This is a genomic window from Streptomyces sp. NPDC002680 (genome assembly GCF_042889145.1).
GTDB classification, from domain to species: domain Bacteria; phylum Actinomycetota; class Actinomycetes; order Streptomycetales; family Streptomycetaceae; genus Streptomyces; species Streptomyces adonidis.
Window position 1 is genome coordinate 1,412,688 of record NZ_JBIAQP010000001.1, and the last position, 26,019, is coordinate 1,438,706.

23 protein-coding genes are annotated in these 26,019 nt (G+C 71.1%); 19 read left to right on the forward strand and 4 right to left on the reverse strand.

Annotated elements, in window-relative coordinates:
* Positions 1-30: 30 nt before the first annotated feature.
* The 3 genes from ACFYXF_RS06355 to ACFYXF_RS06365 all read right to left on the reverse strand — a co-directional run bounded on the left by ACFYXF_RS06355 (position 31) and on the right by ACFYXF_RS06365 (position 2,310).
* Positions 31-903 (reverse strand): ABC transporter permease, encoded by an 873-nt coding sequence (locus tag ACFYXF_RS06355; RefSeq protein ID WP_389348380.1) that lies wholly within the window; start codon positions 901-903, stop codon positions 31-33.
* A complete protein-coding gene (locus ACFYXF_RS06360; protein ID WP_389348381.1) occupies positions 900-1,724 on the reverse strand; it encodes an ABC transporter ATP-binding protein in 825 nt (274 codons plus the stop codon). The genes ACFYXF_RS06355 and ACFYXF_RS06360 overlap by 4 nt, the downstream gene beginning before the upstream one ends.
* Before the next feature lie 160 nt (positions 1,725-1,884).
* On the reverse strand, positions 1,885-2,310 hold the full coding sequence (locus ACFYXF_RS06365; protein WP_389348382.1) for a hypothetical protein: 426 nt from the start codon (positions 2,308-2,310) through the stop codon (positions 1,885-1,887).
* Positions 2,311-2,500: 190 nt separating this feature from the next.
* Here ACFYXF_RS06365 and ACFYXF_RS06370 point away from each other — a divergent pair, with 190 nt between their 5' ends.
* From ACFYXF_RS06370 to solA, 13 genes are all read left to right on the forward strand, one after another.
* Positions 2,501-3,382, forward strand: a complete 882-nt coding sequence (locus tag ACFYXF_RS06370) for a S1 family peptidase (protein WP_389348383.1) — start codon at positions 2,501-2,503, stop codon at positions 3,380-3,382.
* A gap of 153 nt (positions 3,383-3,535) precedes the next feature.
* A complete protein-coding gene (locus ACFYXF_RS06375) occupies positions 3,536-4,336 on the forward strand; it encodes an N-acyl homoserine lactonase family protein (protein WP_389348384.1) in 801 nt (266 codons plus the stop codon).
* A gap of 105 nt (positions 4,337-4,441) precedes the next feature.
* Positions 4,442-6,097: an ABC transporter substrate-binding protein gene (locus ACFYXF_RS06380; RefSeq protein ID WP_389348385.1), complete on the forward strand. Its 1,656-nt coding sequence runs from the start codon at positions 4,442-4,444 to the stop codon at positions 6,095-6,097.
* Positions 6,090-6,968, forward strand: a complete 879-nt coding sequence (locus tag ACFYXF_RS06385; protein ID WP_389348386.1) for an ABC transporter permease — start codon at positions 6,090-6,092, stop codon at positions 6,966-6,968. The genes ACFYXF_RS06380 and ACFYXF_RS06385 overlap by 8 nt, the downstream gene beginning before the upstream one ends.
* A 29-nt stretch (positions 6,969-6,997) precedes the next feature.
* Positions 6,998-8,047, forward strand: a complete 1,050-nt coding sequence (locus ACFYXF_RS06390) for an ABC transporter permease (RefSeq protein ID WP_389348387.1) — start codon at positions 6,998-7,000, stop codon at positions 8,045-8,047.
* Between the two features lie 5 nt (positions 8,048-8,052).
* On the forward strand, positions 8,053-8,742 hold the full coding sequence (locus ACFYXF_RS06395; RefSeq protein ID WP_389348388.1) for an alpha/beta hydrolase: 690 nt from the start codon (positions 8,053-8,055) through the stop codon (positions 8,740-8,742).
* On the forward strand, positions 8,739-9,785 hold the full coding sequence (locus tag ACFYXF_RS06400; protein WP_389348389.1) for an ABC transporter ATP-binding protein: 1,047 nt from the start codon (positions 8,739-8,741) through the stop codon (positions 9,783-9,785). The genes ACFYXF_RS06395 and ACFYXF_RS06400 overlap by 4 nt, the downstream gene beginning before the upstream one ends.
* Positions 9,782-10,810 (forward strand): ABC transporter ATP-binding protein, encoded by a 1,029-nt coding sequence (locus tag ACFYXF_RS06405; protein ID WP_389348390.1) that lies wholly within the window; start codon positions 9,782-9,784, stop codon positions 10,808-10,810. Before ACFYXF_RS06400 ends, ACFYXF_RS06405 begins: the two co-directional genes overlap by 4 nt.
* On the forward strand, positions 10,807-11,571 hold the full coding sequence (locus ACFYXF_RS06410) for an amidohydrolase family protein (protein ID WP_389348391.1): 765 nt from the start codon (positions 10,807-10,809) through the stop codon (positions 11,569-11,571). Before ACFYXF_RS06405 ends, ACFYXF_RS06410 begins: the two co-directional genes overlap by 4 nt.
* On the forward strand, positions 11,568-12,026 hold the full coding sequence (locus tag ACFYXF_RS06415) for a cytidine deaminase (RefSeq protein WP_389348392.1): 459 nt from the start codon (positions 11,568-11,570) through the stop codon (positions 12,024-12,026). Before ACFYXF_RS06410 ends, ACFYXF_RS06415 begins: the two co-directional genes overlap by 4 nt.
* A gap of 58 nt (positions 12,027-12,084) precedes the next feature.
* On the forward strand, positions 12,085-12,933 hold the full coding sequence (locus ACFYXF_RS06420; RefSeq protein WP_389348393.1) for a creatininase family protein: 849 nt from the start codon (positions 12,085-12,087) through the stop codon (positions 12,931-12,933).
* Positions 12,934-13,006: 73 nt separating this feature from the next.
* The gene (locus ACFYXF_RS06425; protein ID WP_389348394.1) at positions 13,007-14,464 is read left to right on the forward strand and encodes an aldehyde dehydrogenase family protein; all 1,458 of its coding nucleotides are present in this window, start codon (positions 13,007-13,009) and stop codon (positions 14,462-14,464) included.
* Positions 14,461-17,079, forward strand: a complete 2,619-nt coding sequence (solA, locus tag ACFYXF_RS06430) for an N-methyl-L-tryptophan oxidase (protein ID WP_389348395.1) — start codon at positions 14,461-14,463, stop codon at positions 17,077-17,079. Before ACFYXF_RS06425 ends, solA begins: the two co-directional genes overlap by 4 nt.
* A gap of 17 nt (positions 17,080-17,096) precedes the next feature.
* Here the strand turns inward: solA and ACFYXF_RS06435 are convergent, their stop codons facing one another.
* Complete coding sequence (locus ACFYXF_RS06435) at positions 17,097-17,786, reverse strand: GntR family transcriptional regulator (RefSeq protein WP_389348396.1); 690 nt, start codon at positions 17,784-17,786, stop codon at positions 17,097-17,099.
* Between the two features lie 137 nt (positions 17,787-17,923).
* Between ACFYXF_RS06435 and ACFYXF_RS06440 the strand changes: the two genes are divergently transcribed.
* The 6 genes from ACFYXF_RS06440 to ACFYXF_RS06465 are packed head-to-tail and all read left to right on the forward strand — an operon-like array spanning position 17,924 to position 25,951.
* Positions 17,924-18,583 (forward strand): cyclase family protein, encoded by a 660-nt coding sequence (locus ACFYXF_RS06440; RefSeq protein ID WP_389348397.1) that lies wholly within the window; start codon positions 17,924-17,926, stop codon positions 18,581-18,583.
* Positions 18,580-20,238, forward strand: coding sequence for a gamma-glutamyltransferase family protein (locus ACFYXF_RS06445; protein WP_389348398.1), 1,659 nt, complete (start codon positions 18,580-18,582; stop codon positions 20,236-20,238). The genes ACFYXF_RS06440 and ACFYXF_RS06445 overlap by 4 nt, the downstream gene beginning before the upstream one ends.
* A complete protein-coding gene (locus ACFYXF_RS06450) occupies positions 20,235-22,184 on the forward strand; it encodes a primary-amine oxidase (RefSeq protein WP_389348399.1) in 1,950 nt (649 codons plus the stop codon). The genes ACFYXF_RS06445 and ACFYXF_RS06450 overlap by 4 nt, the downstream gene beginning before the upstream one ends.
* A gap of 29 nt (positions 22,185-22,213) precedes the next feature.
* On the forward strand, positions 22,214-23,566 hold the full coding sequence (locus ACFYXF_RS06455; protein ID WP_389348400.1) for a Rieske 2Fe-2S domain-containing protein: 1,353 nt from the start codon (positions 22,214-22,216) through the stop codon (positions 23,564-23,566).
* Between the two features lie 5 nt (positions 23,567-23,571).
* On the forward strand, positions 23,572-25,008 hold the full coding sequence (locus tag ACFYXF_RS06460) for a glutamine synthetase family protein (RefSeq protein ID WP_389348401.1): 1,437 nt from the start codon (positions 23,572-23,574) through the stop codon (positions 25,006-25,008).
* Complete coding sequence (locus ACFYXF_RS06465; RefSeq protein ID WP_389348402.1) at positions 24,998-25,951, forward strand: PDR/VanB family oxidoreductase; 954 nt, start codon at positions 24,998-25,000, stop codon at positions 25,949-25,951. Before ACFYXF_RS06460 ends, ACFYXF_RS06465 begins: the two co-directional genes overlap by 11 nt.
* Positions 25,952-26,019 lie beyond the last annotated feature (68 nt).

Here is a 26,019-nt window from a genome sequence, read left to right on the forward strand (position 1 = left end):
GGTGAGCTGTGTACGCGGTGAGCGGACCGGTCAGTCGTGCGCGCTGTCGTGCCAGTGCAGGACGCGGCGTTCGACCAGGGTCACGACGAGCAGGAGCAGTACGCCCATGACCGCCAGGACGAGGATCGAGGCGTATACGACCGGTAGTTGGTTCATCGAGGAGGCCACGCTGATCGCGGTGCCCAGGCCGCGCGCCGAGCCCGAGGCCGACATCTCGGCCACCACCGCACCGACGATGGACAGCGGGAAGACGATCCGCAGCGCCGCGAACAGATAGGGCAGCGCGTTGGGAACGCGGACGTGCCAGAGCAGTTCCAGCCGGCTCGCGTCGATCGTCCGGTACACCTGGAGCACCTGCTGGGGTACGGACCGCAGTCCGGCCGAGACGTTGATGAAGATCGGGAAGAAGCAGATCAGCGCCGCGATGACCAGCTTGGGCGTCGGGCCGAAACCGAAGGCCACGACCAGGGCGGGCGCGATGGCCACCAGCGGGGTCACATTGAGGACGACCGCGATCGGCATCACGGCCCGCCGCAGCGGCGGGAGTTCACTGGTCAGCACGGCGAGGACGAACGCGGCGGCGAACCCCATCGCCAGACCGGCCGTTGCCTCCCCGAGGGTGACCATGGCGTTCCCGGTGTAGTAGCCGAGGTCCGAGCTGAGCGAGTGGCCGATGTCGGACAGCGGCGGCAGCAGATAGGGAAGTTTCTCGGCGCCCCAGTGCCACAGGACCGCGAGCACCGCCACCATCAGCACGAACGGTGCCCATACGGAGGGCCGGACCCACGCGATACGGGACCGTGGATGGCGAAGGCTGAAGCGGGACGGTTCCACGGGCGGCCGGCCGTCCCCGGTGCGTCCGGTGCGTTCCTCGACCACCGTCATCTCGTCCACCCCGCTCATGCCGCTTCCCGGTGCCACGCGCTGTGCAGCCGGTCGCGGACCAGGTCCTCGTACTCGTGGAAGCGGCGCTCCGCGAAGAGCCGGTCCTTGCGCGGCCGGGGGAGGTCGATCTCGATGGTGTCGACGATCCGGCCGGGCTTCGGGGCCATCACGACCACGGTGTCGGACAGCCGTACGGCCTCGGACACGGAGTGGGTGACGAACAGCACGGTCGTCTTCAACTCGTCCCAGAGATCGAGGAGTTGGTCCTGGAGGCTCTCCCGGGTGAACTCGTCCAGCGCCGAGAAGGGCTCGTCCATCACGAGTACGTCGGGTCGCAGACCGAAGGCCCGGACGATCGCGGCCCGCTGCCGCATTCCGCCGGACAGCTCGGCGGGAAGCTTGTCCATGGCCTCCCCGAGACCGGCTTTGACGAGGAGTTCCCGCATGTCGGGCGCGCTCGTCGCCCGCTCGCCCGAGCCGGTGATCCGCTCCCGCCGCCGTGCCGCCCGCTTGTTGATCCGGTGCGGCAGGGTGACGTTCTTCAGCACCGACAGCCAGGGCAGCAGGGCCGGGCTCTGGGGTACCAGCCCGATCATCTTCGCCGCGCACGCCCGGGCCGGCGGGACGCCGTGCACCCGGACCTCGCCGTGGTCAGGTTCCTCAAGGCCCGCGGCGATCCTGAGCAGCGTCGACTTGCCGCAGCCGCTGGGCCCGATGAGGCTGACGAAACGGCCCGCGGGGACGGTCAACCCCACATCGTCGAGGGCGATCGTCGCCGCTGGTCCGAACCCGTAGGTCCGGTGCACCGACCGCAGTTCGAGGGCTGGCGTACCAGTCACCTTCACGCTCCCATCCATGTCGCGGGCACGAGAGCCCGATCCTGGAAGTCGGAGAGCGTGCGTGGCGAGTGCGAGAACTGCCACGCGGAAATCCGCTTAGGTGCTCCCGACGGTAGAAGCCCTGTGTTTCGTCAGGACCCGCCGCTCTGTTTCCTGGATGTCACGCGGCACCGAGCGGTGTTACGGCCTCGTCGCCGCCGAACACATAGACCTCGATCCCCAGATCGGCGGCGGCCCGCGCCACCCATCCGCCGAGCGCCGGCACGATCACCTCGGTGACGAGGAGCACGGTCCGCTCGGTGGTCGGCAGCGAGTCGCGCAGCCAGAGCAGCTTGAACATGTCCGCCATGACCTTGTTGCGGAAGGCGGGCTTGTAGGCGCCCTGGTTGCCGACGAGCTGGACGAGCACCCGGCCGGCCGCGTCGATCCCCTCGACCTCGACCCGACTGCCGTCGGGCAGCATGAGCGGCTTCGGGCGCAGCACGATGCCGAGCCGGGCTTCGAGGGCGAGCAGCATCCGGCGTTCGATGGACCCGTCGGTGAACCGGCTCCACTCGGTGGGGGCGTCAAGAACTGTCAGAGGCACATACGGAAGCTTAGGAAAGGTCCGTTTCGCGCGCGTTTCGCGCACCGAACCGAGCCGTCGGCCGTGTGTCCCCGCCAGCCGACTCCTACGGCCGACCCCTTCGGCCGAAGGACGCCTACCCGCCCCGGGCGCGGCCGGGCACACTGCACTTCGTCACCGCACACCGCCCACCGTCCTCGGGGAGACCTCGGTGATCAGAGCACTCCGTACCACCATCGGACGTCCGCGGCTGATCGCCTCGGTGTTGAGCCTGCTTGTCGTGACCACGCTCGCGGTGTCCGACACCAGCGCGGCCACGGCACCCGGTCCCGGCCCCGCGCGAACCACCGCCTCGGCCGTCGAGTCCCTGGGAATCGCCGGAACGACCTGGGCCGTCGACGAGCGCACCGGCAAGCTGCGGGTGTTCGCCGACTCCACGGTCACGGACGCGGACCTGGCCAGACTCCGCCGGGCGAGCGCGCGTTCCGCCGGTGCCATGACCCTCGAACGGCTCGACGGCCGACTGCGCACCCTCCTGTCGGGCGGCGACTCCATCTACACCTCCGGCTGGCGCTGCTCGGCAGGGGTCAACGTGCAGAGCGGCTCCACGTACTACTTCGTCACCGCGGGCCACTGCACCGAGGGCGCGTCCACCTGGTACACCAGTTCCGCCATGACCACGGCGATCGGCCCCACCACGGGGACCAGCTTCCCGGGCAACGACTTCGGTGTCGTCCAGTACACCAACCAGGCCGTACCTCACCCCGGCACCATCGGAACCGTCGACGTCACCGGAACCGCGACCGCCTATGTCGGCCAGAGCGTCTGCCGTCGGGGAGCGACCACCGGTGTCCACTGCGGTGTGGTCACCGCGCTGAACGCGACCGTCAACTACGGGGGCGGCACCATCGTCTCCGGGTTGATCCGGACCAGTATCTGCGCCGAGCCGGGCGACAGCGGCGGCCCGCTCTACGCCGGCGACAAGGTCATCGGCATCCTCTCCGGCGGCACCGGGAACTGCACCACGGGAGGGAGCACCTACTACCAGCCCATCCAGGAAGTACTGAGCGCCTACGGGCTGTCCGTCTACTGACGGGTCCGGGCCTGCCGACCATTGACGGGTGGCGGCCTGCCGACTGTCGACGGGCCCGGTCCTGCCGGTTGTTTACTTCACCGCAACCCATCATTGGATCCAAATATCTATGGTATGGATCCTTGCAGGCTGGCGGAGAGGCCCGGATCGAGCATGACACGACACGGTGTGCGGCGGATCGTGCCGCTGCTGCTCGGCTGGGAGGAACTCCCCAAGTCGGTCTCGGTGTACGGCGCCCCGTACGAGGAGCGACTGCGCGAGCCCGTGCCCGCGGTGCTGCTGGAGTGCGACGGCGGCTGGCTGCTGCTCGACACCGGCTTCAACACGGCCCTGATCCGCGACCCCGCGCTCCGGCGCCGCTTCTACTCCTCCCCCAACTACCGTCCGATCCTGCCGGGCCCCGGTGAACCACTGGAGGAGGCCCTGGACGCGGCCGGTATCGCGATGGACGCGATCCACGCGGTGGCCGTGAGCCATCTCCACGCCGATCACGCGGGCGGGCTGAAGCACTTCGCGGGCCGGGTGCCGGTACATGTGCAGCGGGCCGAGCTGGCCTACGGGTTGTCGGGGCGGCCCGAGGTGGAGCGCCACTCGATCTTCCGGGTCGACTTCGACGATCCCCGTATCGACTGGCGGCAGGCCGACGGCGATGTCGAGATCGCCCCCGGGGTGACCGCCGTACTGACCGCCGGGCACACACCCGGCCACCAGAGTTTCGTGGTCGACCTCGCGGACGGCGGAGGGCTCGTGTTCGCCTTCGACGCCGCCGACCTCACCGAGAACATCGAGCACGAGCGTCCGATCGGCGCCTCCATCGGGGTCGATCCGGAGCAGACGCTGGAGCCGATCCGCCGGCTCAAGCGCATCGCCGCCGAGCGCGGCTACGAGCTCATCCCCGGCCACGACCCCGTCGTCTGGCCGGAGTTGATGCGGCGCCGGTTCACACGCCTTTAACACCTGGGACACGAGGAGGATTTCGTGACCCGTGAAGCTCATTTTGGATCCAATCCAGCACACATTAGATCCAGTTTCCGAGGATCGGTGCCCAAGGAGGCCCATATGCCGGACCGTTCACATGGATCGCTCTCCCCCGGCTCCACCACGCCGGAGGTCTCGCGCCGCACCATGCTCAGGGGTGCGGGCCTCCTCGGCGTGGGTGTCGGTTTCGGACTCCCCGCCCTGCTGAGCGCCTGCGGTGCGGCGGCCGACGACGCCGAGGGCAGCGGCAAGGGCGGCACGCTGACCCTCGCCATCGACGCGACGAGCGCCGTCAACGACCCGGCCTTCTACACCTCGTTGGGCGACTGGATGGCCGTCGACTGCATCTGTCGCGGGCTCAGCTTCATCTCGTTCGAGACCAACGAGCCCACGCCCGACCTCGCCAAGAGCTGGAAGATCTCCGACGACCAGCTGACGTACACCTTCACCCTGCGCGAGGGCGTCAAGTTCCACGACGGCACCACCCTGACCTCGGCCGACGTACTGGCCAGCCTTGGGCGGCAGTTCGACGAGAACGACAAGACCCTCCCCAAGGGCGGCACCCGGCCGCTGGCGAGCCTCGGCACCAACGTCGCCTCGCTGACCGCCGAGGACGACCTCACCGTGAAGATGGTCCTCAAGCAGCCCGACCGGACGGTGCTCGGCCGGCTCTCCGACATCGGCGGCCGGATCATCTCCAAGGCCGCGCTGGAGAAGTACGGCGCCGACATCGGCAAGCACCTCGTCGGCACCGGCCCCTTCGCCTTCTCCTCCGCCACCTCCGGCCAGGCAATCACCCTGGAGGCCTTCGACGGCTTCCGGCTCGGCAGACCGCCCATCGACCGGCTGGTGCTGCGCCAGGTCCAGGACCCGTCGGCCATCGTCAGCTCGCTGCTCAGCGGCGATGTGTCGGCGACCCAGTTCACCCCGTACTCGGCCGCCGACCAGCTGCGCGGCGACGACTCGGTCACCGTCTACGACACCCCGCACAGCGCCGACGCGATCATGATGATCGACGCCCGGCGCATCCCCGAGATCAAGGTGCGCAAGGCGATCAACCTCGCCGTCGACCGCAAGGCCATCCTCAGCCAGGCGTTCTTCGGCATGGGCAGCGAGCCGAAGGGCTACACGATCCCGCCCGCCCAGAACGGCTACGACACCGCCCTCGCCGATCTGAGCACCCAGAACGTCGCCCAGGCGAAGCGGCTCGTCACCGAGGCCGGTGCCGGGGGCCGCACGATCCGGATCATGGCGGCCAGCGACTCCTGGCATCCGAAGGCCGCCCAGATCATCGCCCAGAACCTCACCGACGTCGGGTTCAAGGTCGAGACCACCTCCGTCGACCCGGCCACCTACTTCGGCCGTCTCCTCGACCCGGACGACGAGTACCACGACCTGATGATCTGGGAACGCAACACCTACGTCCCCGACGCCAACGACATGGTCGGCGCCATGGCCAGCCCCACCGGCATCTACGGCTCCAAGATCACCGGCATGGACACCCTCGACGGCGTCGACTCCCTGGCCGACGACCTGTTCGCGGCCAAGAACCTCCCGGACGGCAAGAAGCGCACCGCCGCCTACAGCAGGATCCAGCGGCGCTGGGCGGAGGAGTACATGGTCCTGTCGATGCTGGCCTGCTTCACCAACCTCGTGGTCAGCGGCTCGAAGGTGAAGGACATGAACACCAGCGCCCTCGCCAACCACCGGTGTTACATGGAGAAAGCGAGTGTCTGACGCGGCCGTGGCCACCGTCACGCGCAGGCCGTCCGTCGTGGCCGCCCTGCGCGGGCGTCGGCTCGCGCGGTCCTGGCCGGCCGTCCTGTCGTGGCTGGTCCTGGCCGCCGTACTCCTCGTCGCCGCCGTCGGCCCGCTCCTCGTCCAGGCCGACCCACTGCGCCAGACCCCGTCCGCGCTCCTGCCGTTCGGCTCCGCCGGGCATCCGCTCGGCACCGACGACCTGGGGCGCGACGAACTGGCCCGCCTGGTGCACGGGGCACGCCCGCTGCTGCTGGTGTCGTTCGCGGCAACGGCGCTGGCCGCCGTGGTGGGCACGGCGATCGGGCTCGTCGCCGGGTACGCGGGCGGAGTCGTCGAACAGGCCCTGATGCGCCTGGTGGATCTCGCGCTCGCCTTCCCCTCCATCCTTCTCGTCATCCTGCTGGTGGCGGCGGCCGGGCCGGGCACGGTCAGCCTGATCGTCGGCATCGGCGTCTCGCTCGCGCCCGGACTCGCCCGGCTGGCCCGGGCGTTGACGGCCCGCGAGGCGGCCCGCGACTACGTCGTCGCCTGCCGCCTCGGCGGCACAAGCACCCCGCGCATCCTCGTACGGGAACTGCTGCCGAACATCGCGGGCCCGATGCTCGCCCAGGTCGTCATGACGCTGTCGGTCGCGGCGGGCTTCGCCGCCGGGCTGTCGTACATCGGCCTCGGCATCCAACCGCCGCAGCCCGACTGGGGATACATGGTCCAGGCGGGACAGGAGTTCCTGTACTCCGCACCCCGGCTGGTCGTCCTCCCGGCCACGCTCACCCTGCTGTTCGTCGTCGCCTGCAACTTCGTCGGCGACGACCTGCGTGACGCCCTCGATCCCCGGGGGACGGCATGAGTGCGTCCACGCCTTCTCTCGCTCTTCGCGTGCACCTGCCCAAGTGGGCTTCCGGGACCGCCATGTTGGTCGTACGACGGCTCGCGGTCATCCCGGTCGTCCTGTTCGCGTTGGCCAGCCTGGTGTTCCTCGCGATCCGTCTGCTGCCCGGCTCGCCCGCGACCTCGCTCTCGGCGGGCCGGGGCGACATGTCCGCGGTCGAGGTGTCGGCGAACGAGGAGCGGGTCACCAAAGCGCTCGGCCTCGACGAGCCGCTGCTCACGCAGTACGGCCACTTCCTCAACGACCTGGTGCATCTGCGCCTGGGCACCTCCTTCTTCGGCTCCAACAGCGTCCTCGGACTGCTCGGGGACGCCCTCCCGGCGACGATCGAGCTGACCCTCGCCGCGATGACGATCGCGGTCGTGCTCGGTGTCGTCACCGGGGTGATCGCCGCGCTGCGCAAGGGCAGTTGGGTCGACACCTCGACGCGGGTCGTGGCCACGGTGAGCTTCTCGCTGCCCTGGTTCGCGCTCGGGGTGCTCGGCATCGTCGTGTTCGGCGTGTGGCTGCGCTGGCTGCCGGTACTCGGGCGGCTTCCCAGCTCGCTCGACTACAACCCCACGACCAACTTCGTAGTGCTGGACGCGATCCTCCAGAACCGCCCCGAGCTGGTGTGGCCGTGGATCCAGCATCTGATCCTGCCCGCCGTGACGCTGGCCCTGTCGATGGCCGGGTTCATCACCCGCATCGTGCGCGCCTCGGTCCTGGAAGTGCTCGACGACGACTTCGTACGCACGGCCCGGATGAAGGGCCTCGGCGAGGGCGTGGTGGTCCGCCGCCATGTGCTGCGCAACGCCTGGCTGCCCATCGTGACCGTCCTCGGACTCCAGTTCGGCTCGCTCCTTGGCGGTTCGGTGATCACCGAGACGGTCTTCTCGTACGCCGGTGTCGGCCGCCTTCTCGTGCAAGGCGTCCTGCAGCGCGACTACCCCGTCGTTCAGGGCGCCGCGCTCGCCATCGCCCTCCTCTTCACCCTCGTCAACCACGCGGTGGACCTGCTCTACACGGTCCTCGATCCCCGCATACGGAAAGGATGAGCCGCATGGACATCGTGCTGGTCCACGGCGCCGGCGGACGGCCGACGACCTGGTCGGCGGTGGAGCCCCTGCTCACCGCCCTCGGCCACCGGCTGTTCACCGTCACCAATCCGATGACCTCGCTGGCGGACGACGTCGCCCACACCTCCGCCGTACTGGCGGACACCTGGGGCCCCGTACTGCTCGTCGGGCACTCCTACGGCGGCGCGGTCATCAGCAACGTCGGCCGCGATCCACGCGTCAAGGGGCTGGTGTACATCTGCGCGTTCGGGCCCGACGAGGGCGAGACCGTCAACGAGATCGTCGAACGGTACGAGGAGGCCGAGATCTCCAAGTACATGCGGCGCGGCCCGAACGGCGAGTGGAAGTCGGAGACGAGCCCCGAGTTCTGGGCCGAGATCGGGCCCGACCTCTCCCCCGAGCAGCGGGTCATCGTCGAGGCGGAGGGGCGCAAGGCGGAGAACGCGATCTTCAGGCAGGCGACCGGCGTCCCGGCCTGGCGCACGCTGCCCAGCTGGTACATGGTCGCCGACGACGACCGCACCCTGCGCCCCGAGATCCAGCGGGACATGGCCGAGCGGATGAAGGCGACGGTCGAGCACGTGCCCGGCAGCCACTACACGACCCTCGTGTGGCCGCAGCGAGTCGCCGACATGATCCACACGGCCGCGCTGGCCGTGGGCACGGCCTCATGACGGCCGCCCTCCAACACCCCCCGGTCCAGGCCGTGTCCGAGCCCGTACTCGAAATCCGCGACCTGCGTGTGCAGTTCGACGTCCCGGCCGGGCGACTCCCTGCGGTGGACGGCGTCGACCTGACCCTCCGGCAGGGTGAAGTCCTGGCCCTGGTGGGCGAGTCGGGGTCCGGCAAGTCCGCCCTGTCGATGAGCCTGGTCGGCCTGAACCGAGGTCCGCGCACCCACATCACCGGCGAGGTGTCCTTCGGCGGCCGTGACCTGGTCACCGCCTCGGAGCGTGAACTGCGCGCGGTCCGGGGCAAGGAGATCGCGGTCGTCTTCCAGGACGCGCTGGCCGCGCTCAACCCGCTGCACCGGGCGGGCGCCCAGGTCTCCGAGATGATCCGCGCCCACCGTGACGTACCGCGCGCACAGGCGAGGGACCGCGCGGTGGAGCTGCTGGGCGAGGTGGGCATCGCGGGCCCGGACCGCGCGGCACGCTCCTACCCGCACCAGCTGTCCGGCGGTATGCGCCAACGCGTGATGATCGCCATGGGCCTCGCGAACGACCCGGCCGTACTCATCGCCGATGAGCCCACGACCGCGCTGGACGTCACCATCCAGGCCCAGGTTCTGTCGGTCCTCAAGCGGGTCCAGCGCGACCACGGCACCTCTGTGCTGCTCATCACCCACGACCTGGGCGTCGTGGCCGAGGTCGCCGACCGGGTGGCCGTGATGTACGCGGGCCGGATCGTGGAGCAGGGGCTGCGGGACGAGGTGCTGTTCAGCCCTCAACACCCTTACACGATGGGCTTGTTGGGTTCCGTTCCGCCGATCGACGGTCCGGTGCTACGACGGCTGCCCGCGATCTCCGGGAGCCCGCTGACCGGGGTGGAGCGGCCGTCCGGCTGCGCCTTCGCGCCCCGGTGCCCGTACGTGCACGACGCCTGCGCCGAACGTCCGGAACTGCGGCGGCGGCACGGTGGGGACGGGCATGTGGATGCCTGCGTACTGCCCGGCGCCGAGCGCGCCGAGGCCCGTACCAAGGGGGGCGCCGAATGAGCGCGCCGCTCGTCTCCGCCCGTCGGCTGCGGGTCGAGTACCCGGGAAGGGCAGGGGGCCGGGTCAGGGCGCTGCGGGACGTCGACCTCGACATCCTCCAGGGCGAGACGCTGGGCCTGGTCGGTGAGTCGGGGTGCGGGAAGTCGACGCTCGGCCGGGCACTGCTGCGGGTGATCGAACCCTCGGCGGGCCGGATCGAGTTCGCCGGCTCCGACCTCACCCGTATGCGGGGGCGTCAACTTCGGCGTACCCGGGCCGAGTTGCAGATGGTCTTCCAGGACCCCTTCGGCTCGCTCAACCCGCGCCGCAAGGTGGCCGACATCGTCGCCGAGCCGCTGCTGCGGGCGCGTGGCGCGACCCGTGGAGAGGCTGCGATGGCGGTGGCCGAGCTGCTCGACCTGGTCGGGCTGGGCGCGGAGGCCGGGGCGCGCAGGCCGCACGAGTTCTCCGGCGGCCAGCGTCAACGCATCGGCATCGCACGGGCGTTGGCCTCCTCGCCGCAGTTCGTGGTGGCCGACGAGGCGGTGTCGGCGCTGGACGTGTCGATCCAGGCGCAGGTGCTGAACCTGCTGTCGGACCTGGTCCGCGACCGGGGACTGACGATGCTGTTCATCTCGCACGACCTGGGCGTCGTACGGCACATCGCCGACCGCATCGCCGTCATGTACCTGGGCCAGATCATCGAGATCGCCTCCCGGGACGCCTTCTTCACCGGCCCCGCGCACCCCTACAGCCGGGCTCTGCTGTCCTCCGTACCGGCGCTGCGGCGGCCCGGCGGTGATCCGGCGCGCGAACGGGAGGTGCTGGAGGGCGAGTTGCCCGACCCGGCGAATCCGCCGGAGGGGTGTCTGTTCCGGACGCGGTGCCCCATCGCCACGGCGGAGTGCCGTACACGCATGCCCGAGCTGCGGGAGATCGCGCCGGGGAGAAGCGTCCGCTGTCATCTGCCCCTGATCTCCGGCGACCTCGGCTTGGCCGACTCCGGCGGTTCCGCGAGCCCAGCGATTAAGGACGTAACGCTTTGATCATCGACGCCTACAACACCACGCAGGACGTCCGGGGTCGCTCGGACTACCTCACGGGCGCGCGCAAGGGCCAGGCCCCGCCGCCGTACACGCCCTTCGATCCCCGGCGCATCCTCGACCGGATGGACGCCGCCGGGGTGGACATGGCGATGGTGTGCTCGCTCGCCCAGCGCATCGAGAACGACTTCATCGCCTCGCTGGTCGCCTCGTACCCCGACCGCTTCTTCGGCTTCGGGCAGGTGCTGCCGCAGGCCGACGACGCGATCGAGGAGATCGACCGGATGGCCGACGCGGGCCTGGTCGGACTGAAGCTGCATCCGAGCCTGCACGGCTACCACGTCGCCGACCACGGTCTGCTGGACCCGGTGTTCGAGGCGTGTGCGCGGCGCGGGCTGCTGGTGATCATCAACGCGCTCGACGACGCGTTCTGCGCGCCGTTCGCGATCGAGGAGATCGCCCGCGACCATCCCCAAGTGCCCACGATCATCGCCCACATGGGCGCCGTGTGGAACGTACCCGAGGCGATCATCGTCGCCGAGCGTCAGCCGCACGTGTACCTGGAGACCTCCGCGACGCTGCTGAGCGACGTGCGGCGGGCGTACGCGCGACTGGGCCCGGAGAAGATCCTGATGGGCAGCGAATGGCCCGGCTCCGACTTCGACCTGGAGCGGATGAAGATCGCGAAGGCGATCGAGGACGAGAAGGACCGGGCGCTGATCGAGGGCGGGAACATGGCCCGGCTGCTGGGTCTGTCGATATGAGCGCGGCCGGCGTTGCCTCGGTCTCCGTCCCGGCGTCGATGAGCGTCGACGACGCCGAACTCCTCTCCACCGCACAGGAGTTGCTGGCTCGGGTGTGGCAGCACGGGCGGCACGAGGTGGCGACCGCGCTGCGGACGGAAGACGGCCGTATCCATACCGGCGTGCACATGGAGGGTTCCTGTCGGCGCAGTTCGGTCTGCGCCGAGGGAGTGGCCATGGGGGCCGCGCGGGGCGCACTGCCGGGCGGGGTTCCGCTGGGCATCACGGCTGTGGTGTCGGTGCAGATCAAACCGGCGGGCCGGTTCCGGATCATCGCGCCGTGCGGGGTGTGCCGGGAGCTGATCAGCGACTACTGCCCGGACGCCACCGTGTGGGTGACCACGGTCGACGGCGACGAGCCGGTTCCGCTGCGCGCGCTGGATCTGCTGCCCGAGAAGAGCCGGCGCCAGTGGTGAACACGACCGCGCGACGACCTTGGCGACCTTGATGACCTTGATGACCTTGAGGAGAGACATGGCCACCTTCATCACCGGGCCGTCCGGACGGACCGTCCCAACGGAACTGGACGTCCCCGACCTCGCCGACCGACTCGGCGGCACCGGCGCCCCTTTGCTGTGGGAGGAGCTGACCTGGCCGGAAGCTGGGACCACCGCCGCCGCGCAGGACGCCGTCATCATCCCCGTGGGCGCCACCGAGCAGCACGGCCCGCACCTCCCCCTCGCCGTGGACACCCGGATCTGCGAGGCCGTCGCCCTCGGGGTGTCCGCCCTGACGGGGGTCCCTGTCCTACCGCCCCTGAGCTTCGGGGTGTCCGCGTCCCACGGTGACTTCGCCGGGACGGTGGCACTGCGTCCCGAGACCATGATCGCCGTCATCGAGGACGTCATCGACTCGCTGTACGCCTCCGGGGTACGGCAGTTCGTCCTGCTGAACGGGCACATCTGGAACAACGGGGCGCTCGACGTCTCGGCCGAGAAACTGAGGGTCCGTCATCGAGATGCCCGGGTACGGGCGTTGGGGTACGTGACCATGTACCCAGGCCCCGAGGTCGACGGGCACGTCACCTACGGCCGAGCCCTGATGCACGCCAACTTCTTCGAGACCTCGGTCATGTTGCATCTGGCCCCGGAACTGGTGCGGATGGACCGGGCGACCTCCCATGTCGACGTCGACTCCTTCTGGGACTACCGCATGGACCAGGTCAGCGAGACCGGCGTGTGGGGCAGGGACGTGACCGACGCCGACGCCAAGCACGGGGCCGCGGAGTTCGACCGCTGCGTCCTGACCACCGCCCGGGCCGTGTCGGCGGCGGTGCGCGAGCCGTGGCCCGACCCGGCCCACCGGCCCGGCGGACGTACGTGAGGGCGGTACGTGAGAGCCGTACATGACCCGGACGTGCCCCCTGCGTGACCCCTTGCCCCAGAAGGAGCACACCTTGGACCCCAGCACCACCCTCCCCCACCTGCCGGACTGCGAGCCCATGCTCATCGGCGGCGACTGGACCACGGGGACCTCGCCGCAGCGGATCCCGGTGCTCGACCCCGCCACCCGCGAGCAGCTCACCACCATCGCGCAGGCGGGCCCCGCCGAGGTGTCCGCAGCGGTCGCCGCCGCGTCCGCCGCGCACCGCGACCGGCGCTGGCGTGGCCTCCCGCCCCGGCAGCGCCGTGACGTGCTGCTGCGCCTCGCCGACCTGGTGGAACGGGACGCCGAACAGTTGGCGGTCCTGGACACCCTCGACAACGGCAAGGCGATCGAGCGTGCCCGTGGTGACGTGGACCTCGGTCTCCAGGCCATCCGGCACTTCGCCGGCGCCCCGGCCCGGCTGACCGGCACCGTGCACGCGGCGGGGCCCGACCGGCACGTCTACAGCGTGCGCGAACCGGTCGGCGTGGTCGCGGCCGTGTTGCCGTGGAACTTCCCCTTCATGATCGCCGCCTGGAAGATCGCCCCGGCGCTGGCGGCGGGCTGCACGGTCGTGGTCAAACCGGCCGAGCAGACCCCGCTCACCGCGCTGCGACTGGCCGCGCTCTGCCTGGAGGCGGGCGTCCCCGAGGGGGTGGTCAACGTGGTGACGGGTGACGGCCGTACGGGGGCGGAGCTGGTCGCCCACCCGGACGTCGCCAAGGTCTCCTTCACCGGGTCCACCGAGGTCGGGCGGCTGATCATGGCCGCCGCCGCGCCGACGGTGAAGCGGCTCACCCTCGAACTCGGCGGCAAGTCGCCCAACATCGTCTTCGCGGACGCCGACCTGGAGGCCGCCGTACCGGCCGCCGTGCGTGCGGTGTTCGGGCACTCCGGGCAGATGTGCACCGCCGGGAGCCGGCTCCTCGTCGAGCGCACGGTCGTCAAGGAGTTCCTCGACCTGCTGGTGCCCGCGGTGGAGGCCCTGCGGATCGGTCCGGGGCTGTCGGGCGGGATCAACATCGGTCCCCTGGTGTCGCAGGAGCAGTACGACCGTGTCACCGGCTATGTCGAGCTGGGCCGTGCGGAGGGCGCGGAGGTGGCCGTGGGCGGCGAACCGGCGCCCGGCGCGGGCTGGTTCGTGAAGCCGACGGTGTTTACGAGCGTCACCCCCGACATGCGGATCGCCCGCGAGGAGATCTTCGGCCCGGTCGCCGCGGTCATGCCCTTCGACACCGAGGAGGAGGCGATCGCGCTGGCCAACGACAGCGACTACGGGCTCGCCGCGGGCGTGTGGACCGGCAGTCTCCAGCGCGCCCACCGCACCGCCGCCGCACTGGAGGCGGGCACCGTGTGGGTCAACACGTACAACGAGTTCGACCCCGCCGTGGCCTTCGGCGGGATGAAGCAGTCCGGCCTCGGCAGGGACCTCGGCGACGCCGCAGTCGACGGGTTCACCGAGCTCAAGAGCATCACGATCGCCCTGTGAGCGCCCCCGTGACGACCGGCACCACGGCCGCACCCTCGTCCCCGACCACCCGCACACCGGACGTCGCCGCCGAGCGCGCCCGGACCCCCGGCTCCGCGACCGGCCACCACTTCAACGCCGCCGGTGCGGCCCTCCTCGCCGACGCCACCGTCGACGCGGTCATCGACCACCTCCGCGCCGAGAGCCTGTCCGGCGGATACGAGGCCGCCAAACACGCCGCCCCCGCCCTGGACGCCGTCTACGCACGCACCGCCCGCCTCCTCGGCGTCGGCCCGGACGAGGTCGCCCTCGTCGAGAGCGCGACGGCGGGCTGGCAGCGCGCGGTGTCGGCACTGCGGCTGCGCCCCGGCGACCGCGTCCTCGCCGCCCGCTCCAGCTACGTCAGTTGCGCCCTGCACCTGCTGGCGGCCGAACGCGACCTCGGCGTCCGGGTCGAGCTGCTGCCCAACAGCCCTGACGGGGCAGTGGAGTTGGAGTCTCTGGAGGCGGCACTGCGCGCGGGTCCCGCCGCACTCGTCACCGCGGCCCATGTGCCGACCTCCTCGGGCCTGGTCGAACCCGCCGCTGAAATCGGCGCGTTGGCGAGGGCCCACGGCGTGCCGTTCCTCCTGGACGCCACCCAGTCGCTCGGCCAACTGCCCGTGGACATGGGCGCCATCGGCTGCGACCTCCTCATCGGAACCGGCCGCAAGTTCCTGCGCGCCCCGCGCGGCACGGGCCTGCTCGCGGTCCGCCGCCCGCTCCTGGAACGGCTCGCCCCCGAGGCCCCCGACGTCCGGGGCGCCCACTGGACCGCCGAGCGCAGCTGGGAACTGGTCCCGGACGCCAAGCGGTTCGAACTGTGGGAGGCCGCGCACGCCCTGCGGCTGGGTCTGGGTGCCGCACTGGCCGCCCTCGACTCCCTGGGCGTGGACGTCGTCGCCGGACACCTGGCGAAGCTCGCCACGGGTCTGCGGGAGCGCCTCGCGGAACTGCCCGGCGTGCACATCACCGACCCCCCGGCCGCCGGCGGCGCCATCGTCACCTTCGTGGTCGACGGCCTGGACGCCTCCGACGTACAGCGCGAACTCGCCGAACGCCGGGTCCATCTCATCGCGGTACCGGCCGGGCACGGTCGCTGGGACATGGACCCCCGGGGTCTGACCAAGGTCGTCCGGGCCTCGGTGCACGTCTACAACGACCAGTCCGACCTGGACGCGCTGGTGGAGGCGGTACGGGAGATCGCGCGGGGGCGCGGGGCAGTCGTACGGCCCGGGCGGAGGCCTGATGCGGGGGCGCGGGAGGTCGTACAGGGGTACGAGGTGGACGTACAGGCCGGGCGGAGGCCCGGCGTGGAGATGCGGGATGTCGTACACGGGCATGGGGTGGACGTACAGGCCGGGCGGACGCCCGACGCGGAGATGCGGGAAGTCGTACACGGGCACGCGCTGGACGTACGGGCTGGGCAGACGCCCGGCGCGGAGATGCTGGCGCCCAGTGTCACTACCGCCCCCACACCCCGAGCGATGCCCCGCTGCCACGACGCGATCGTCGTCGGTCTCGGCGTCCACGGCAGCGCCGCCCTGCACCGGCTGGCCGCGCGCGGGCTCGACGTCCTAGGCCTGGAGCAGTACGCGTCGGGCCACGAGCTGGGTTCCTCGCACGGCGCGACCCGGATGATCCGGCGCGCCTATCCGCACCCCGACTGGGACGGCCTGGTGGACACCGCCTACCAGGCCTGGGCGGAGCTGGAGGAGGCCGCGAAGACCCAACTCCTCGACATCACCGGGGGTTTGTACGCGGCGCCGCTGGACCGGCCCGATCCGCTGCGCGGCCCCGGCTGTCGACAGGTCGGCTCCGAGGAGGCGGCGCGGATCTTCCCGGGGCTGCGACTGCCCGCCGGATTCGGCGCGGTGCACGACCCGAGGGCCGGAATCATCGACGCACGGGAGACACTGCGGGCCCAACTCGCCCTGGCCGAACGGTCGGGCGCGACGGTGCTGGACCGTACGCCGGTCCTCGGCTGGGAGCCGGACGGCGACGAGGTCGTCGTACGCACCGCCGACAGCCGCGAACTGCGCACGCGCCGCCTGGTGCTCTGCACGGGACCCTGGACGGCAACCCAAGTCCCTTCCCTCGCCCCACATCTGACGGTCACTCGGATCGTGAACGCCTACTTCGCGGCCGACTCCGAGGGCCCACTGGGCAGGTCCGGTCTGGGCAGCTTCTCGGTGGATCTGCCGCAGGGCCTGCTGTACGGGTTCCCCGCCGCGGACGGTCGTGGCCTGAAGGCGGGACTGGACAGCGGACCGGCCTGGGATCCGGACGCACCCCGTCCTCCGGCGAGCGCGGACGAACTCGCCCTGCTCGCCGAGGCGGTGGCGCAGGTGCTGCCCGGGGCCGGACCGGTGACCGAGAGTCTGACCTGCCTCTACACGATGACGGCGGACCGTCGCTTCCTCGTCGGCGAAGTGCCGGGCGTACCGCAGGTGTTGGTGGCGTCGGCCTGCTCGGGGCACGGGTTCAAGTTCGGGCCGGCGATCGGCGAGGCACTGGCCGACCTCGTGTGCGGGACCGCCCGTCCGGACCTTGAATTCCTCGCCCCCGCACGGCTGTTGACGGGTGGGGCCCGATGACGGGCCCCACGGTTGTCTCAGCCGTGGAACACGGTCTGGGAGCGCCGCTCGTACCAGGCCGTCAGATGCTCGCCCGAGCTGACGATGTGGTCGCGCATGGCGTCGTCGGCACGATCGGGGTCGCGGACGGTCAGGGCTTCGATGATCGCCTCGTGCTGGCGGATGTTCTCCAGCCGGTGGCGTTCGTCACCGGCGAGGGCGAGCGAGGAGACGTTGCGCGGGAAGCTCTCGTTTATGCGGTCGATCATCCGGCTCAGCCAGGGGTTGTCGGCCGCCACGCAGACAACGGTGTGGAAGCAGTCGTTGGCGGCGGTGGTGGCGGGGCTGCCACCGGCCTCGCGCTCGGCGGCCTCGTGCAGGACGGCGTTGTGCTCGCGCAGTTCGGCGAGCTGGCGCTCGGTGATGCGGGTGGCGGCACGCCGGGCGGCCAGGCCCTCCAGCTCGGCGCGCACCTCGTAGGCCTGGCGCACCTCCCAGGGCGCGGGTACCCGGACCACCGCGCCACGGTGGGGCTGCATCTCGATCAGGCCGCCGTTCTGCAGCTGACGCAGCGCCTCGCGCACGGGAGTGCGGCTGACCCCGAACTCGGCGGCCAGTGCCGCTTGGCGCAGCGGTTTGCCGATCGCCAGTTCGCCGTTCATGATCCGCGCGCGGATGCGGGCCGCGATGTCGTCGACGAGGGGGCCCTCGTCTGTGTGGGGCGTCATCGGAGTCGGTCAAGCCCTTCTCGGGGTCGGTCGGAGGGTGCGCGGTGGTGGAGCAGTTTCCCATGCACCCGAGGGCATCCACAGCCATCACTTATTGGATCCACTTCCATGATATCCGCATCCAATAGGAGCACAGCATGAACATGATCCTGGATTTCGCCAAGGCCATCGACGTGTCCGTCCCGATCCACCCCGGAATGCTGCACTGGGGCCGCCGCCCCGAGATGGAGATCGTGGAGTCCCGCACCGCCGGTGACCCGTCCAACGTGAGCCGCTGGCGCATCGGCGCCCACACCGGCACCCACATCGACGCACCCGCCCACTTCATCGACGGCGGCAAGACCGTCGACCAGCTCGATCTGTCCGCGCTCAACGGCGTCGCGAGAGTCCTCGACCTGACCCATGTGAAGGAGCAGATCACCGCCGCCGACCTGGACGCGGCCGGCCTCGGCGACGAGGAACGGGTGCTGCTGCGCACCAGCAACTCGGGGGGCGTGCTGCGCAGCCCCTGGAAGGCCAGGGAGTGGGTCGGCCTGGCCCCCGACGGCGCGGAACGCCTGATCGAAGCCGGGGTGCGCACGGCGGGCATCGACTACCTGAGCATCGAGGCCGTCGCCTACACCACCCACTGGGAGACCCACCAACTCCTGTGCGCCGCCGAGGTGTTGATCCTCGAAGTGGTCGACCTGCTGCACACCCCGCCGGGCGTCTACGACATGCTCTCGCTCCCCCTGCCGTTGCAGGGCGCCGAGGCAGCCCCGTCACGGACGGTGCTCCTGCCCCGGGACGACGCGTGAGCGCCGGCTCCCGGCTGATCCTCGCCGCACCGCACCCGGCGGCGCTCTCAGCCGCCGGCCGAGCGGCGGAGCGAGGCGGCAACGCGGTGGACGCCGCGCTGGCGGCGGCCGCCGCCCTCACCGTCGTCTACCCCCACCAGTGCTCCCTGGGCGGCGACTTGATCGCCCTCGTCCACTCCCGCGAAGGGACTGTGCGCGCGATCGTCTCCGTCGGAGCCGCAGCACAGGACGTGGACGTCGAGGCCCTGCGCGCCGCTGACCGCCGGATGCCCGCACAGGGTCCACACACGGTGACCGTGCCCGGCGTGGTGGCCGGCTGGGCGGCCCTCGCCGAGTCCTACGGCACACCGGGCGCCCTCGCGGCCACGCTGCGGGACGCGGCCGAACTGGCGGAGGACGGCGCCACGGTCTCGGCGGGCCTGGCACGCGCGATGGGCGAGCGCGCCGAGCAGATCGCCGCCGACCCCGGACTCACCGCCTTGCTGACCGCCCCCGACGGAACCCCGCTCACCGAGGGCGCCCCACTCCCCCAGCCACAACTGGCCGCCGTACTACGAGACCTGGCCGACGACCCCTGGTCCTTCTACCGAGGAGCGGTGGCCGAGTCCCTCGCGGAGGGCCTACGCCGAGCGGGCAGCCCACTGACGGCTGCCGACCTGTCGTCCCACCAGCCGGAGACCGTCGAACCGTTGACACTGGACACGGCCGACATCCGCTGGTGGGCGGCTCCCCCGCCGAGCCAGGGGGCGACGCTGCTGGCGGTACTGGACAGCGCGGTAGCCACAACTGTCGTAGGCGGAACTGGTGAACTCCGGTGCAGTGCAGCGCCCCTTCAGGGGCGCGGGGAACTGCGCGACCAGCCCCCACCGCCCCGCGGCCAACAACGCACCCATACAGCGGCACACTTGGCTCCCCTCTGCCAAGACGCCTCCGCAGCACGCGACCGCCTCCTCGGCGACCCCCGCAGCTCGCAGCCCGACCTCGACGGACTGCTACACCCCGCCCCACTGGCCGGAGCCCAACCACCAGAACCCCCCTCCCGCCCGGCCGGCGACACCGTAGCCATCACGGCGGTCGACGCCTCCGGCCTCGCGATCTCCCTGATCCAGAGCGTCTACCAGACCTTCGGCTCCGGCATCTGCGACCCCACCACCGGCATCGTCCTGCACAACCGCGGCTCGGCCTTCAGCCTGGAACCCGACCACCCCGCACTCATCGGCCCCGGCCTGCGCCCGCCGCACACCCTGTGCCCGGTACTCGGCCGCTCAGCCGACCTCCTGCTGGCCGCCGGGTGTCAGGGCGGCCGGGCCCAGCCACAGATCCTCGCCCAGACCGTGCCCGCCCTGATGGACCCCGACGCCGATCCGGCCGCCGTGCTGGACCGCCCGCGCTGGGTGGTCGGCGCCCGCGACATCGGCCACGAGACCCAGACCCTGCTGGCCGAGCCCGGGTCGGTCCCAGCCACCACAACCACCCTCCCATCGGGCCTGCCGGTCGTCGTCACGCCCGGCCGCACCGATCTCGCCGGCCACACCCAGGCCGTACGACTGTCCGCAGACGGCCGCCTCGACGGCGCCGCCGACCCACGCGCCGACGGCGGCACCGTGCTGTGCGGCGGCCCGGCCGTCCCCGTCCCGGAAGGAATCCCCGCATGAGCACCCTCGCCCCCGAACCCGTACCGGCGACCGAAGCACCACACCCGCTGGACCCACTGACCGTCGCCGAACTGGCCGCCGCCGTCACGGTGTTGAAGGCGGACACCCGGGTCACCGAGGACGCGCGTTTCTGGGGCGTGGCTCTGGACGAGGACCACGCCCGCCGCGCCGTCCCGGGCGAGGCGAGACGGGCCCGCGCAGTCGTGATCTGCCCCTCCGCGCACATCGCCTACGAGGTCGCCCTCGAACTCGGTGACAAGCCCCAGAGCACCGCCTGGCGGGAGTTGGACGTACGCAGCCCAGGCTGCTCCTCCGAGGAGGCACGCCAGGCCGCCGCCATGTGCCGGGCCGACCCGCGCTTCAGGGAGGCCCTCGCCCTGCGCGGCATCCACGACGTGTCGCTGGTCATGGTGGACCCGGAGTCGATCGGCGGCTTCGAACCGCCCGAGTACCCGGGGCGCCGGCTGACCTGGGGCAGCGTCTGGCACCGTACCTCCGAGGACGACAACGGTTATGCGCGCCCGGTCCAGGGCGTCGTACCGATCATCGACATGGAGTCGATGGAGATCCTGCACATCGAGGACCACGGGATCGTCCCGCTGTCGGAGGAGTCCGGGGTGTTCGGCGCCGGTGTCGTGCCGGAGCGAACAGGCCTGAAACCACTGGAGGTTGTCCAGCCCGACGGACCCAGTTTCACGGTCACCGGCCAGCGGCTGGACTGGCAGGGCTGGTCGGTCCGGGTCGGTTTCAGCCACCGTGAGGGCCTGGTGCTGCACGACCTGACCTTCGACGCGGCCGGGAAGGGCCCGCGCCAGGTGATCCGGCGTGCGGCGGTCAACGAGATGTACGTGCCCTACTTCGACACCGCGTCCACCCAGTACCGCAAGAACTTCTTCGACTGGGGCGAGTACGGCGCGGGCCCGCTCACCAACTCCCTTGCCCTGGGCTGCGATTGCCTCGGCGTGATCCAGTACTTCGACGCGGCGGTGCTCGGCGGCGACGGCGTCCCCCGACTCATCCCCAACGCCGTCTGTGTGCACGAGGAGGACGACGGCATCCTCTGGAAGCACCACGACGGCCGCACCGGCCGCACCGAGGTCCGCCGCTCCCGCCGGCTGATCATCTCGGCGTTCGCCACGGTCGCCAACTACGACTACGGCTTCTACTGGTCGCTGTACCAGGACGGTTCGGTGATGCTGGAGATCAAGATGACCGGCATCCTCTCCGCAACCGGTGTCACGGAGGACGAGGAGACCCCGTACGCCCGCCGGGTCGCCCCGAACGTCGCGGTCACCAACCACCAGCACTTCTTCGCCGTACGCCTTGACATGGCGGTGGACGGCACCGGCAACCGCCTCGTCGAGGTCACGGCGGAGCCCGAGCCGGACCCGGAGCTGAACCCGTACGGCAACGCCGCCCGGACCGTGCTGCGTCCGATCCTCAGCGAGGCGGAGGGCGCACGGAGCACGGACCCCTCCCGCGCCCTGCACTGGCGGGTGGAGAGCACCGAGGCCCGCAACCGGATGGGTGAACCGACCGCGTACCGCGTGCACTTGGAGAACACGGCTGTCCTGCCGGTGCGCGAGGACAGTGTGTGCGCCCGCCGAGCCCCGTTCGTGGGACGGCAGTTGTGGGCGACGGCCTACGACCCGGACCGCCGCTTCGTCGCCGGCGAGTACCCCAACCAGGCCGAGCCGGGCGCCGACGGTGTGCACAAGTGGCAGGAGGAGAACCGTTCGTTGGACGGCACCGACCTGGTGCTGTGGGCCACGATCGGCTCCCACCACTTCCCGCGCCCCGAGGAGTGGCCGGTGATGCCGGTGGCCAAGGCGCGGCTACGGCTGGAGCCCGACGGCTTCTTCGACCGCAACCCGGCCCTGGACGTGCCGGCCCCCGTCTCCTGCCACACGCCGAGCCCCACGGCCCCGGACCACTGCTGCGGCTGACCGCGCCCCCTTCGTCAGAAAGGCGTCCCATGCGCGAGGAAGAGAACACCCGGCTCACCCGGACCGGGCCCGGCACCCCGGCCGGTGAGTGGATGCGCCGCTACTGGCAGCCCATCGCCCTAAGCGAGGAACTCGACGGCGTACGGCCGCTGGTGGCGCCCAAGGTGATGGGCCAGAACCTGGTCCTGTTCCGCGACGAGCAGGGCGAACTCGGCCTCGTCGACCGCGGCTGCCCGCACCGTGGCGCCGACCTGGCGCTCGGCCGACTGGAGGACGGCGGCCTGCGCTGCTGCTTCCACGGCTGGCTGTTCGGCCGCGACGGCACCTGCCTGGACACACCCGCCGAGCCGATCGGGAGCCCGCTCAAGTCCCGTGTGCGCCTGGGCAGTTACCCGGTCCGCGAGATCAACGGGATCATCTGGGGCTACCTCGGCCCCGGCGAACCGCCCGAACTCCCCGCCCTGGACTGCTTCCAGGCACCGGCCGACCACGCCTTCGCCTGGAAGGGCCTCCTGGAGTGCAACTGGCTCCAGGCCCTGGAGGTCGGCATCGACCCCGCCCACGCCTCCTACCTCCACCGCTTCTTCGAGGACGAGGACCCCGAGGACAGCTACGGCAGACAGTTCCGGGCCGCCTCCCGGGGCACCGACCTGCCGATGACGAAGATCCTGCGCGAGTACGGCCGCCCCGACATCGACGCCGTGCGCACCCCGTACGGCATCCGCATCACCGCCCTGCGCACCCTGGACGGCACCGACACCCAGGGCCGGGCGATGGACGGCAGCCGCACCCATGTCCGCGTCACCCACCAGGTGTTCCCGCACGCCTTCCACATCCCGCTCGACGCGGAGACGGCGATCACCCAGTGGCATGTGCCGATCGACGACAACTCCTCCTACTGGTATGCCCTGTTCACCAGCGTCGGCGGCCCCGTGGACGCGGCGGAGATGCGCCGGCAGCGGGTCGACGCGGTCACCCTGCCCGACTACCGGCCGCGCTTCGGCCGGGCGAACAACTACGGCTACGACCCCGAGGAACAGCGCACGACGACGTACACCGGTCTCGGCACCGACATCAACGTGCACGACCAGTGGGCGGTGGAGGGCCAGGGCGCCGTCCAGGACCGTACGCGCGAGCATCTGGGCCGCTCGGACAAGGCGATCGTGATGTACCGGCGGATGCTGGGCGAGGCCGTCTCCGCCGTCGAGCGCGGTGAGAACCCACCGCTGGTGCTGCCGCCCGAGGAGGCCGCGCGGATCCAGGGGCCGGTCACACTGGACGGCATCGGCCCCACCGAGGGCTGGCAGGAACACTGGGCCGCCGCCACCGCCAAGCAGCGCGCCGACAGCAGCTGGGCGCAGCCGGTCGGAACGGACGGCTGAACGACGTGGGATTCATCGAGCGCCACGGCCTGTGGAGCCCCGAACAGGCCACGGCGGCCCGGGAGATACGCGAGCGCGCCGAGAGCGGCGGCATGAAGGTCGTACGTCTGGTCTTCGCCGACCAGCACGGGCTGCTGCGCGGCAAGACCGTCACCGTAGGGGAACTGTCCAACGTTCTACGCGAAGGCACGAGCATCGCCTCGTCACTGCTCGCCAAGGACACCTCGGGGCGGACCGTCTTCCCCCTCTTCACCAAGGAGACGCCGCTCGGGCTGCCCGAACTGCGGGGCGCCGCCGACATGGTGATGGTCCCCGATCCGCTCACCTTCCGGATGCTGCCCTGGTCGCCGGGCACGGGCTGGCTGCTGTGCGATCTGCGCTTCTCCACGGGAGCGCCGGTGCCGTTGTGCACGCGCGGGCTGCTGCGCTCGGTGCTGGAGCAGACGGGCGGGCTGACCTACCGGACCGGTCTGGAGGTGGAGTTCCACCTCTTCCGGCTCACCGATCCGCGCCTGGGTTCGGGCGATCTGGGCCAGCCGGGCGCCGCTCCCGAGGTCGGCATGCTCAACCACGGCTACCAGTACCTCAGCGAGCTGCGGTACGACGAGCTGGACCCGATCCTCGACGTCCTGCGCGTGAACATCGAGGGACTGGGGCTGCCGCTGCGCAGCCTGGAGGTCGAATTCGGGCCTAGCCAGGTCGAGTTGACCCTCCAGCCCGCCGACGGACTCGGCACGGCCGACGCGATGGTGCTGCTGCGCGGCGCCGTCAAGCAGGTCGCCGCGCGGCACGGCCACCACGCCACCTTCATGTGCCGCCCCCATCTGCCCGGGGTGTTCTCCAGCGGCTGGCATCTGCACCAGAGCGTGCTGCGGGACGGGGTCGGCATCTTCGCGCCGGACGCAGCAGAGGGTGACGGACTCCGGCCACCCCTGTCGCCGTACGGCACCGCCTTCCTCGGCGGGCTGCTGCGGCACGCACGAGCAACGAGCGCGTTCTCCACGCCAACTCTCAACGGTTTCAAGCGATTTCGGTCCCTGTCGCTGGCCCCCGACCGTGCGGTGTGGGGGCGGGACAACCGAGGGGCGATGGTGCGGGTCCTGGGTGACGGACCGTCATCGACCCGGCTGGAGAACCGAATCGGCGAACCGGCGGCCAACCCCTACCTCTACCTGGCCTCCCAACTCGCCGCCGGACTCGACGGAGTGGCGAACGGCTCGGACCCCGGCCCGGCGGCGGACGAACCGTACGCCACCCGTGCCGAGCCGCTGCCGCGCTCGCTCGGCGAGGCCCTGACCGCGCTGGAGGCGGACGAGGGCCTGGCGGCCCGGCTCGGCAAGGACTTCGTGTCCTACTACGCCGGCATCAAGCGCGCGGAGATCGCCCGCTTCGAGCAGGAGGTCACCGACTGGGAACAACGGGAGTACTTCCGTGTCTTCTGACACCTCACCGTCCATGGCACCTCTGCTGGTCCGGCAGGCCCGCTGGATCGCCCACGACGTGCTGGAACTCCGGCTGACCCGGCCCGAAGGCGGCGCACTGCCCCCATGGGAGCCGGGGGCCCACATCGAACTCACCCTGCCCTCTGGACTGCGACGCGCGTACTCCCTGTGCGGGAACCCCGCCGACGCCGACGTGTGGACAGTCGCCGTGCACCGAGTACCCGACGGACGCGGCGGCTCACGGGAGATCCACGACACCGCGCTGGTAGGGCGGGAGCTGGAGGTAAGAGGCCCGGTCAACCGATTCCCGTTGCTCCCGGCGAAGGGCTACCTGCTGCTGGCGGGCGGCATAGGCATCACTCCGCTGCTCCCGATGGCCCGCGAGCTGACCGCGCAGGGCCTCCCCTGGCGCCTGGTCCTGGGCGCCCGCGACCGCTCCCGCCTGGCGTACGCCGACGACCTCGTGGAGTTGGGCGGAGACCGCGTGCTCCTCGTGCCGCAGGACGAGTCGGGTCTCCCGGACCTGGCCGCCGAGATCGCAGCCGCTCCGCCCGGTCACGCGGTCTACGCCTGCGGGCCGACGCCGATGCTCGACGCGGTGATGTCCCTGTGCCGCACGGCGTACACAGAACGCTTCGCCCCGGGCGACGAAGGCACGCAAGCCATGGGCGCGGAGGCGGAGTTCGAGGTCGTGCTGTGCCGCTCCGGACTGCGTACGACCGTGCCCGCGGACCGTTCCGTCCTGGACGTCGTCCGGGAACTGCTGCCGACCGTGCCGTACTCGTGCGAGGAGGGCTACTGCGGCAGCTGCGAGACACCGGTCACGGCCGGGGTTCCGGACCACCGCGACACGGTGATCGACCCGTCCGAACGCGCCACCGCCACCACGATGATGATCTGCGTGAGCCGCTCCGCGTCGGCGGTGCTGGAGCTGGACCTCTAGCCCGCGAGGAACGTCAAACGCACCTTTCGCTGCGGATTATCCCTGTTTGTATCCATCAAACTCCGTTA